Genomic DNA, 12,079 nt, shown 5'->3' on the forward strand with positions numbered 1-12,079 from the left:
TAGTTTTCACTTCATGAACTATTACTACTTCAATCTCAACATTTCATATCAAACGTTTTTATCTCATTATTCTGGTGCGGCAAGTGTTGTTCAAGTTGTCACACACAACGGTTTGCGTTTGCAGTTACCCGCCGCGAGATTTAGACCATTTCTTAGTCAATTGGGCGTTAGAGGCCAGTTTAGACTAACAACTGACCAAAATAATAAGTTTCTTAAGTTAGAAACTCTGTGATGTATTGTATTTGCAGAGAGTTAAATAGGAATCTTAGTCACAGAATCGGACATTTCACCTCTTACCACTACGATTAGTTGTTAAACATTTGTAATTATGCTTTTACAATGGGCACATGCATTACCTATGCTTAGTTTCTAAGGTAACAACCTAGCTACTAAGTCCCCCTACAAAACAACAATTCTAATGTGGAGTGTGAATATGACCGCGCGTGAAAATGTAGTGCCGGTTCTGCTTGAAAAGGTTTACCAACTGATTCAAGACAAACTCGAGCTTTCTCACCAAACGCTTGTAACTAAACTTGCTCAACACTTATTCAGTAACATTGCTGATGATGATCTAATTCAGCGAAACGAATCCGACCTTTATGGTGCTGTCGTTAGCCTTTGGCACCATATCAATGAAAAAAAACCAGAAGAGATTTCGGTTCGAGTATTTAACCCGACCGTAAGTCGTCAAGGCTGGCAATCCACACACACAATCGTAGAAATTGTTGTTCCAGATAGTCCATTCTTAGTGGACTCAGTCAAAATGGCTTTAGCACGTTTGGATCTTGTTTGTCACCTAATGTTGAATAACCCAACACAGATTCAGCGTGATAAAAAAGGCCAAGTTACAGACGTAAACGGTGAGGGTGGTGTTCTTCAATCACTTTTCCACATAGAGGTAGACCGCCTTACTAGTAAAGACGAGATGCAAGCGCTTAAAGAAGAGCTGTTAAGAATTCTATCTGATACTCGCTTAGTCGTTGATGACTGGAAGCAGATGGTTGATAAGCTTAAGTTTGTTACTGATGAACTTGAGAAAAATAAAGATCGTGTTTCTATCCAAACTGATCGTATGGATGAAACGATCGCATTTCTTCGTTGGCTAGAAGATCATAACTTTACCTTTATGGGTTATAAAGATTATGACTTAAAAGAGGTCAATGGTGATACCGAACTTGTTCCTGCTAAAGAAAAAGGACTAGGTCTGTTTGCTGATGACAAGCGCGTGCGTAGCGTCAAGCTCTCTGAATTATCAGATTCAGCGCGATTAGAAGCGAAAAAACCATACGCTCTGATCATCACCAAAGGTAACAAAGCATCTCGTATCCACCGTCCGGCTTATACTGATTACATCGGTATTAAAAAGTTTGATGAAAACGGTAAAGTAATAGGTGAGCATCGCTTTACTGGTTTATATACCTCCGCCGTTTACAACCAAGCGGTACAAAGTATTCCTCTGATCCGTGAAAAAGTTGACCGTATCCTTGAAGCAAGTGGATACCGCCACGGATCATACTCATACAAAGCATTGCACAATATCTTAGAAAACTACCCACGCGACGAGTTGCTTCAAGCTAATGAAGAAGAGCTGCTTGAGGTGGGAATGGGTGTTGTACAAATGCAAGACCGTGACTTGCTGCGTTTGTTTGTTCGTAAAGACCCATTTGGTCGTTTCTTCAGTTGCATGGTTTATGTCACTAAAGATCGTTACAACACAGAATTGCGTCGTCAAACTCAACGCATTCTTAAGCAGTACTTTGGTTGCGAGCAAGAGGTTGAATTTACAACGTACTTCTCAGAAAGCCCACTAGCGAGAACACATTACATTGTTCGTGTAGACAATAACAACATTGACGTAGACGTGAAAAAGATCGAGCAAAATCTAATGGAAGTTTCTACCTCTTGGGATGACAGACTAAAAGAATCCATCATTGCTAACTTTGGTGAAAGTAAAGGCCTTCCTCTTTCAAAAGAATATATGAGTGCGTTCCCTCGCTCATACAAAGAGGACATGATGCCAGGTTCTGCGGTTGCAGATATCGAGCGCTTAGAAGCGTTAAGTGATGATAATAAACTTGGTATGTTGTTCTACCGACCTCAAGAAGAGGGAGCAGATTCCAAAGCTGTCCGCTTAAAGTTATACCATCGCGATGAACCAATTCACCTTTCTGACGTAATGCCGATGTTGGAAAACCTTGGTTTGCGTGTGATTGGCGAATCGCCATATGAGATCGAGAAAAACAACGGGCAGACTTTCTGGATCCTTGACTTCTCTATGCTGCATAAGAGCGAGAAAACCGTTGACCTTCGTGAAGCTCGTGATCGTTTCCAACAAGCATTTGCTGCCATTTGGGCGGGTAATCTTGAAAGTGATGGTTTCAACCGATTGTTATTAGGTGCGTCGTTATCTGGCCGTGAGATTTCCATTCTTCGTGCTTACGCACGATACATGCGCCAAGTCGGCTTCCCATTCAGTCAGCAGTACATCGAAGACACGCTAAGCCACTACCCAGACTTAGCGACAGGTCTAGTCAAGCTGTTCACCAAGCGATTTGATCCGAAACACAAAGGCAGCGAGAAAGGCCAAAACGATCTAATTAAAAAGCTAACAGAGCAGTTGGATCGTGTAGAGAGCTTGGATGATGATCGTATTATTCGTCGTTATATTGAAATGATCATGGCGACGCTTCGTACCAACTACTACCAAGTAGACGAGAATAAGCAGCCTAAGCCTTGGTTATCTTTGAAAATGAAGCCAAGCGATATTCCTGAGATTCCGCAGCCTGTACCTGCATTCGAGATCTTTGTTTACGCACCAGATATTGAAGGTGTTCACCTTCGTGGTGGAAAAGTGGCTCGTGGTGGTTTGCGTTGGTCAGATCGTCAAGAAGACTTCCGTACGGAGATTCTTGGCTTAGTAAAAGCGCAACAGGTTAAGAACACTGTAATTGTACCAGTGGGTGCAAAAGGCGGCTTCGTTTGTAAACGCCAGCCATCTCTCACCACTCGTGATGAAATTTTTGCGGAAGGTCAGCGTTGTTACAAACGCTTTATCCGTGCACTGCTAGATGTGTCAGATAACATCATTGAAGGAGAGGTGGTACCACCACAAAACGTTGTTCGTCACGATGAAGATGACCCATATCTAGTAGTGGCTGCCGATAAAGGCACAGCAACCTTCTCAGATTTGGCAAACTCTGTTTCTGCAGAATACAACTTCTGGCTAGGTGACGCATTCGCTTCAGGTGGTTCAAACGGTTACGATCACAAAGCAATGGGAATCACCGCAAAAGGTGGTTGGGAATCTGTTAAACGTCACTTCCGTGAAATGGGCATCAACTGTCAGACCACTGATTTTACTGCAATCGGTGTAGGTGATATGGCAGGTGACGTGTTCGGTAACGGTATGCTGTTATCGAAGCATATTCGATTGCAAGCTGCGTTTAACCACATGCACATCTTTATTGATCCAAATCCAGATTCAGCCAGCAGCTGGGAAGAGCGTAACCGCTTGTTTAATTTGCCAAGATCAAGCTGGGAAGATTACAACAAAGACTTGATCTCTCAAGGTGGTGGCATCTTCTCTCGTCGATCAAAATCGATCCAGTTGACGCCAGAAATTCAGAAAATGTTAGGTACTAAGAAAGCATCTTTAGCGCCTAACGATCTGATAAAGATGATCTTGAAAATGAAAGTCGATCTGCTTTGGAATGGTGGTATCGGCACTTACGTTAAATCATCGACAGAAACTCATACAGATGTTGGCGACCGTGCTAACGACATGCTGCGCATTGACGGCCGTGACTTAAGAGCCAAAGTGGTTGGCGAAGGTGGTAACTTGGGTATGACTCAGCTTGGTCGTATCGAATACGCACTAACTGGCGGTCGAGTGAACACGGACTTCGTTGATAACGTAGGTGGCGTTGACTGTTCGGATAATGAAGTCAACATCAAGATCTTCCTCAATGGACTGGTTTCAAATGGCGATCTTACGGTTAAGCAACGTAACCAAATTCTAGAGTCTATGGAAGACGAAGTGGGTGAAATTGTCTTGGATGATGCTTACCGTCAGTCGGAGTCGATCTCTGTTACTGAACAGCAAGGTGTTGGCATTGTTAAGGAGCAAATTCGATTCATCCACACTATGGAGAAAGCAGGGTACTTGGACCGTGCTCTCGAATACATTCCTGATGATGAAACGCTAATCGAGCGTGAAAAACAGGGACTAGGTCTGACTCGCCCTGAGCTATCAGTGTTAGTTGCCTACGGTAAAATGGTACTTAAACAGCAACTTGTTACGGATGAAATCGCAAATGATGAATTCCATGCAAAACAACTTGTTGAATATTTCCCAAGTGCGTTACGACGTAACTATAAAGATCAAATGGTTAATCACCCACTGCGAGCTGAAATTATCGCTACAGCATTGGCTAACCAGATGGTTAATGAAATGGGCTGTAACTTCGTTACTCGTTTGCAAGAAGAAACTGGTGCAAGTGTTGTCGATATTGCCAACGCTTACAGTGCGGCTAGAGAAATCTTTGATTTAGAAGAAATCCTCAAGCAAACTCGCAAACTTGATAACGTTGCGACAGCGCAAGCTCAATACGAAATTATGTTTTACGTGCGCCGAGCACTGCGTCGAATTGCACGCTGGTTGCTTCGTAACCGTAGCGGCAAATGCACGGTCGGTGAGTTGATTGCTATCTACAAGCAAGATGTCAATGTTATCACTGAAACCCTAGACACTATGTTAGTTGAGTCTGAAGTTGAAGAACACAATGAGTTGGCTCAAGGTTGGATAGAGAAAGGGGTTGAAGAGAAACTCGCTCACCAAGTTGCCCGCTTATCAAGCTTACAATCTGCACTGGATATTTCATCAGTAGCAAGTGAAACAGGTAAAACGGTTGAGCAAGCATCGAAACTCTACTTTAACTTGGGTGACCGTTTATCGTTGCATTGGTTCTTGAAGCAAATTAATAGCCAAGCCGTTGATAACAACTGGCAAGCACTTGCAAGAGCGGCATTCCGTGAAGATCTGGACTGGCAACAACGTCAACTTACCGCTCAGGTACTGACTTGTGGCTGCTCAACCGAAGAGCTTGACGTGATGGCTGCGTTAGAAGATTGGATTGAAACTAACGAACAATCGTTGCACCGCTGGGAGAGTATCTTAAACGAGTTCAAAGTTGGCTCAGTACACGAATTTGCTAAGTTCTCTGTAGCACTTCGAGAGCTAGTACTTTTAAACCTCAACTGCTCATCGAAAGAGTAGTGGAATAATCAAGTCATAAGTAAAAGCCTCGTTATTTAACGGGGCTTTTTATTATCTATTATTCACATTTGGAACGAAAATAGTTACATTGTCACATTGAATTGAAATTAAAACAGAGTGAAATCGATTGCTTTTAAGCGGTTAGTTACGATTTTTATCGCAGAAACTTGATTGTAATTGTTTGTTTTATATTTAAAAATCTTATAAAGATATAGGTTTTTACTTATTACGTTCATTTTCATTGAATTACGATGAAAAACGGTAAATAATATTGTCCCGTTTATACGGGGCTTTTTTCTTTCGGAGGCACAATGCTTTACCGTCTAGCCAGAACTGGCTTTTTCCAACTCGATGCCGAGAAGGCACATGATCTTGCAATCAAGAACTTCCAACGCTTTAACGGCACACCACTTGATCTCTTTTACCGCCAACAGTTACCAACTCGTCCAGTTGAGTGTATGGGTCTAACATTCCGTAACCCTGTTGGTCTTGCGGCTGGTTTAGATAAAAACGGCGAATGTATTGAAGCATTTGATGCCATGGGCTTTGGCTTTGTCGAAGTCGGCACTGTAACGCCACGACCACAACCAGGTAATGATAAACCACGCCTATTCCGTTTAGTGGAAGCAGAAGGGATCATCAACCGCATGGGCTTTAATAACCTAGGCGTTGATAATTTGATCGAGAATGTTAAACGAGCAAAATTCAATTGTGTTCTCGGAATTAATATCGGTAAAAATAAAGATACGCCAATTGAGAAAGGGGCAGAGGACTACCTGATTTGTATGGAAAAAGTGTATGAGTATGCTGGCTATATTGCAGTAAACATCTCATCGCCAAACACTCCAGGCCTTCGTTCACTTCAATATGGTGAAGCGCTTGATGAACTGCTTTCCGAATTAAAGGCGAAACAAGCGGAGTTATCAGAGAAGTACAACAAGTACGTCCCGTTAGCATTAAAGATTGCGCCAGATTTAAGTGACGATGAAATCTGCCAAATTTGCGATTCTTTATTGAAAAACAATATAGATGGTGTGATCGCGACTAACACAACTTTGGATCGCACGATCGTAGAAGGGATGAAACACGCCAATGAGGCAGGTGGCTTGAGTGGTCGCCCTGTGCAATCACGCTCTACGGAGGTCGTACGTAAGCTTCATGAAGAGCTTGGAGACAAACTTCCAATTATCGGTGTTGGTGGTGTAGATTCCTATGTTGCAGCCAAAGAAAAGATCATGGCAGGCGCTAAACTTGTTCAAGTCTACACTGGCTTTATTTACCACGGCCCAGGTCTCGTACGTGATATTGTTAAAAATCTTTAACATATACATCAAAAACTACTGAAAAATCAGTACCTGTTACATAAAAAAGAGGACTTTGTTTCCTCTTTTTTTTTATCCGTTCGTTTGTAGAATTTAAAAATCACGAGTAGGTAATTAAGCGTCTTACCTCTTTACCACTGATTTAACTAGTCAAGAGAGAACGGAATAATGCTTAAACCCAGCGACAAATGGAATTGGTATTTTGACGAGCAAAAAGCTTGCTTAATGCTGGATCTGGGGGAGGAAATGATTTTCCAAACCAATCTATCCCGAAAATTGTTGGTTAACTGTGCCTTCTCAAACAGTGAATTTACCGTTGATGACGCCAGCGCATTTCAAACGTTTAATGAGCGCATTCGCTGTCTCGATATCAGTGAATATCGCCAAGCTGAATTAACACTGTATTGTGTTGCTGCAAAGCGTTTTCATAAACCTGTACAGCCTAAGAGCTGGTTCTTCGATGCACAGACCTCTGATTATGAACCTCAAGAAGGGGACATGGTCTTTCTCACAAATCAATATTCTGATGGTATGTTCATCGTTCTAGAACCAGGCGAAACATCGAGCTTATGTGCTTATGTTAACCAAGAAGCCTTTGTTCTTGATGGCAATAAGGCGCTTCAATTTGGGCAGCCGATTAAAGTAATGCATGATCGCATGGCTTGTGCAAACCACCTCTTTGCAATGACCCCTATGGCAATGGTGGGTTAAAGCGGTTTAATTTTTCTTTATTTCGTTCCTTTGTTTGCCTTAATCGACCTTATTGGGTCGATTTTTTTTGTCCTTTCCTCAGACACTCCAATCCGAAAGACCATGAAACTGTTTGTTTTCTATGCATGCAAACATGAAGCTGGTCACTTTTATTTTACTTATTTCAATTTGATTACTCCTTTAATTAGGCAACCTAGCGCCTAAAACAACCCTATTTATTCCCCTATAAAGGGTATTTGTAAGTAACTTACATCAACCAATCCCGACTGGTATATACCAAAATGCATGTAAATAAGTATTCACTTCTTCTAAATGAAACAAAATACGTTCATGAATGAAAAACATTCAAACTAAAGATGTTGAAAGTTTTAGATCATTTGAGTGGTGATGATTTGAACTAACGGGTGGGAAAATACCTTTAAAAACGAGGCATTGATCGTAAAGTCAGGTATAATTGAAGCCATTTTTTATCAGCGAAAGAACACTATGAATCAATATCTCGCGGTAACTTCAAATGGCATGGAAAATTTGCTTGTTGAAGAACTGACTAAACTAGGCATTGAAAATGCGAAACCAGTACAGGCAGGCGTAAAATTTAAAGCGACAAACGAACAGGTTTATCGCTGTTGTTTGTGGAGCCGTTTAGCGTCTCGATTTGTACGTGTTTTATCTGAGTTCACGTGTAACAACGACATGGACTTGTATCTATCCACTTCCACTATTAACTGGGTTAACCAATTTCATAGCTCTAAACGCTTTGTTGTGGACTTTAACGGCACAAACCGTGAGATTAGAAATAGCCAATACGGAGCTATGAAGGTCAAAGATGGCATCGTAGATTGCTTTGAGAATAAAGGCTTGCCACGTCCTAATATCAGCAAAGAACGCCCAGATATTCGTATTCACGTTCGTTTGCATAAAGATAAAGCGTTGCTTGGGGTAGACATGGTAGGTAGTGGTCTTCATCAGCGTGGTTATCGACCAGAATCGGGTCGTGCGCCATTACGTGAAACGCTTGCTTCTGCGATTATCATGCGTTGTGGCTGGGATGGGCATCAACCATTACTCGATCCAATGTGTGGTTCTGGTACTTTGCTTATTGAAGCGGCGATGATGGCAGCCAACATGGCACCTGGCGTTAAGCGCAAACAATGGGGCTTCGAAGTTTTGGAAGATTTTGAACCGGAGACCTGGGCTGAGATTAAATCAGAGGCTAATGTTCAAGCTAGACGAGGTGTCAAGAAAGTTGACGCTAAGTTTTTTGGATTCGATAACGACCCCAAAGTATTAAAAGTTGCTCAAGAAAACGCCCGCAGAGCAGGTGTTGAAGAGTTGATTGAGTTTGCGCAAGGTGATGCTGCAACTATTACTCGTCCCGCAGGATTTGAACACGGTGTTATCGTTTCAAACCCACCTTACGGTGAGCGTCTAGGAACTGAGCCGGGGCTGATTGCGCTCTATACCGCATTCGGTGGACAGCTAAAATCTGAGTTTGGCGGATGTAAAGCATCTATCTTCTCTAGCTCAGACGAGCTCTTGAGTTGCCTTCGTATGCGCGCTGATAAACAGTTTAAATTGAACAATGGTGCGTTACCGTGTCACCAAAAGAACTACAGCATTGCCGAGCGCAGCGCTGATGAAGTTAAAGGTGCAGATACTAACGTTCAAATCGCACCAGACTTCTCAAACCGTTTGAAGAAAAACATTGGCAAGATTGGCAAGTGGGCGCGCAAAGAGAAACTAGACTGCTACCGTATCTACGATGCAGACCTTCCAGAATATAACGTAGCGATCGACGTGTACGGCGATCAAATTGTGATTCAAGAGTACGCAGCACCTAAGAACATCCCTGAAGAAAAAGCCAAGCGTCGTCTAACGGACATTATCCGTGCGACGATTCAGGTGACAGGTGTCGAAGCGAACAAAGTTGTACTGAAAGTTCGTGAGAAGCAGAAAGGTCGAAGCCAGTACCAAAAATTAGGTCAGGTATCAGAGACGCTCGAAGTAAACGAGTACGGTGTGAAGCTGATCGTGAACCTTCATGACTACCTAGACACAGGCCTGTTCTTGGATCATAAGATCACTCGTCGTCGTCTTGGCGAAATGGCACAGGGTAAAGATTTCCTTAACTTGTTTGCTTACACTGGTAGTGCAACAGTGCACGCTGCAGTTGGTGGTGCGCGTTCCACTACAACTGTCGATATGTCAAACACCTACTTGAACTGGGCGAAAGACAATATGCAGCTTAATGGCTGTGTAGGGCGCCAACATAAATATGAACAAGCGGACTGTTTGCAATGGCTAGAAAACGCAAAAGGTGAGTACGACTTGATCTTTATTGACCCACCTACGTTCTCTAACTCTAAGCGTATGGAAACATCATTCGATGTACAACGTGACCACATTAAGCTAATGAAGAACCTCAAACGTTTACTGAGAAGTGAAGGCACAATCGTATTTTCAAATAACAAACGTCACTTCAAGATGGATGAAGAATCACTCGCTGAATTGGGTTTGAAGGCTCAGAATATTTCTTCTCAAACGTTACCATTAGATTTTGCGCGTAATAAACAGATTCATAACTGTTGGCTAGTAACGCACGCGTAGTATAAACAAAAGGATTAATACGTGCTGATATTGTATAGCACGGAGGGATGCCATCTTTGTGAGATGGCATTTGCTCTAGTAGACCAAGTCGGTTTGGCCGAGCAAACAGATATCATTGATATTGCGTTCGATGATGTACTATTTTCTCGTTACGGCGTCACAATACCCGTATTAAAATATCAAGATTCTGAGTTGAACTGGCCGTTTGACTTAGAACAACTCACACATTGGTTGGATAATAATGGCATTACTTACCATTCATAACGCACAACTTGCATTTGGTGACCACCCATTGCTAGACAAAGCGGAGTTCGCTCTTCAAGAAAACGAACGCGTTTGTTTAGTTGGTCGTAACGGAGCAGGTAAGTCCACGTTAATGAAAGTGCTTGCCGGCGACATTTTGTTGGATGATGGCAAGATTCAAATAACTCAAGACGTAGTAGTTTCTCGGCTTGAACAAGATCCACCGCGCAATCAAGAGGGTACGGTTTACGAATACGTATCTGGCGGTTTGGCTGAAATCGGCGAACAATTGAAGATCTATCACGATCTTCTCGATCTTGTTGCTCAAGACCCAAGTGAGAAGAACATTAACCGTTTGGCGAAAGTTCAAGAGCAACTTGATCATTCTAACGCTTGGCGCTTTGATGACCGTGTTAAGAACGTACTTGGCGCTTTAAAACTAAGCCCAGAAACCAAACTGACCGATCTATCCGGTGGCTGGCAACGTAAAGCTGCTTTAGCTCGTGCGCTGGTTTGTGATCCTGATGTATTGCTTCTTGATGAACCAACAAACCATCTCGATGTGACAACGATCGAATGGTTAGAGAACTTCTTAAAAGACTTCAAAGGCTCGATCATCTTTATTTCTCACGACCGTGCATTCATCAAGTCGATGGCGACACGCATCGTCGACTTAGATCGCGGTCAATTAGCTTCTTTCCCTGGTAATTACGAACAGTATTTGAATGACAAAGAAGAAATGCTTCGCGTCGAAGAAATGCAAAATGCTGAGTTCGATAAGAAACTAGCTCAGGAAGAAGTGTGGATTCGTCAAGGTATTAAAGCACGTCGTACTCGTAATGAAGGCCGTGTTCGAGCCCTTAAAAAACTTCGTGAAGAGCGTCGTGACCGTCGTGAAGTTCAAGGTAAAGTTAACCTAAACATCGATGATGCTTCTCGTTCAGGTAAGATTGTATTTGAAGCAGAAAATGTATCTTTTGCTTACGAAGGCAAGACAATTGTCGACGACTTTAGCTTTAACATCATGCGTGGTGACCGTATTGCACTTATCGGACCAAATGGCTGCGGTAAGAGTACGGTACTTAAATTGCTACTAGGGCAATTGGAAGCGCAGTCTGGTCGTTTACACTGCGGAACAAAATTAGAAGTCGCGTACTTTGATCAGTACCGAGAGATTTTGGATCCAGAAAAGACAGTGATCGATAACTTAGCGGATGGGAAACAAGAAGTAATGGTTGGGGGACGTCAGCGTCATGCGCTGAGTTATCTTCAAGACTTCTTATTTGCACCTAAGCGCGCCAGAACCCCGGTTAAGGCACTTTCTGGTGGTGAGAAAAACCGATTATTGCTAGCCCGTATCTTGTTGAAACCAAACAACTTACTTATTCTTGATGAACCAACTAACGATTTGGATATCGAAACGTTGGAACTTTTAGAAGAAATGCTTGCCAATTATCAGGGTACATTATTGTTAGTGAGTCACGACCGTGAGTTCGTAGACAACACAGTAACAACAAGCTGGATTTTTGAGGGTAACGGTATAATCGAAGAGTTCGTTGGTGGTTATCATGATGCTAAACAACAGCGTGACCAAGTTCTTGCTTCGCGCAGTCAGGTTGAAAAACCAACGAAGAAAGAGAAAGTGGTTGAGGAAACTCCCAAAACTACGCAACCTAAGAACAATTCGAAGAAGTTATCGTATAAGCTGCAAAGAGAATTAGAGGCTCTACCAGCTAAACTTGAACAATTAGAGTCGGATATCGAGAGCCTTCAGGAGCAAGTGAACGATCCAGAGTTCTTTGCTAAACCTGTAGAGCAAACTCAGCCGGTATTGGAACAGCTTGCTGCACTAGAGCAGGAGTTGGAAATCGCATTCGAGAGATGGGAAGAACTCGAAGCAATGCAACAGGATAGTTAAGAA

At 42.6% G+C, this 12,079-nt stretch carries 7 protein-coding genes; all 7 read left to right on the forward strand.

Translation table 11 applies throughout. The features are described from left to right. Positions 1-13 precede the first annotated feature (13 nt). The 7 genes from R7044_RS21280 to R7044_RS21310 all read left to right on the forward strand — a co-directional run bounded on the left by R7044_RS21280 (position 14) and on the right by R7044_RS21310 (position 12,076). A complete protein-coding gene (locus tag R7044_RS21280; protein WP_005377440.1) occupies positions 14-232 on the forward strand; it encodes a DUF2835 domain-containing protein in 219 nt (72 codons plus the stop codon). A 201-nt stretch (positions 233-433) separates the two neighbouring features. Next, positions 434-5,275: an NAD-glutamate dehydrogenase gene (locus tag R7044_RS21285; protein WP_005377441.1), complete on the forward strand. Its 4,842-nt coding sequence runs from the start codon at positions 434-436 to the stop codon at positions 5,273-5,275. A 311-nt stretch (positions 5,276-5,586) separates the two neighbouring features. Then, positions 5,587-6,597 (forward strand): quinone-dependent dihydroorotate dehydrogenase, encoded by a 1,011-nt coding sequence (pyrD, locus tag R7044_RS21290; protein ID WP_017634281.1) that lies wholly within the window; start codon positions 5,587-5,589, stop codon positions 6,595-6,597. Positions 6,598-6,765: 168 nt separating this feature from the next. Continuing rightward, positions 6,766-7,308, forward strand: coding sequence for a cell division protein ZapC (locus R7044_RS21295; RefSeq protein WP_017634282.1), 543 nt, complete (start codon positions 6,766-6,768; stop codon positions 7,306-7,308). A 486-nt stretch (positions 7,309-7,794) separates the two neighbouring features. Further along, positions 7,795-9,915: a bifunctional 23S rRNA (guanine(2069)-N(7))-methyltransferase RlmK/23S rRNA (guanine(2445)-N(2))-methyltransferase RlmL gene (gene rlmKL / locus R7044_RS21300; protein ID WP_053350765.1), complete on the forward strand. Its 2,121-nt coding sequence runs from the start codon at positions 7,795-7,797 to the stop codon at positions 9,913-9,915. A 21-nt stretch (positions 9,916-9,936) separates the two neighbouring features. Continuing rightward, a complete protein-coding gene (locus R7044_RS21305) occupies positions 9,937-10,179 on the forward strand; it encodes a glutaredoxin family protein (RefSeq protein ID WP_017821808.1) in 243 nt (80 codons plus the stop codon). Next, positions 10,157-12,076 carry an ABC transporter ATP-binding protein gene (locus tag R7044_RS21310; RefSeq protein WP_005377449.1) on the forward strand — a complete coding sequence of 640 codons (1,920 nt, stop codon included), beginning with the start codon at positions 10,157-10,159 and terminating at the stop codon, positions 12,074-12,076. Before R7044_RS21305 ends, R7044_RS21310 begins: the two co-directional genes overlap by 23 nt. Positions 12,077-12,079: the final 3 nt, after the last annotated feature.

The sequence above is a fragment of the Vibrio sp. 1402 genome (assembly GCF_033340275.1).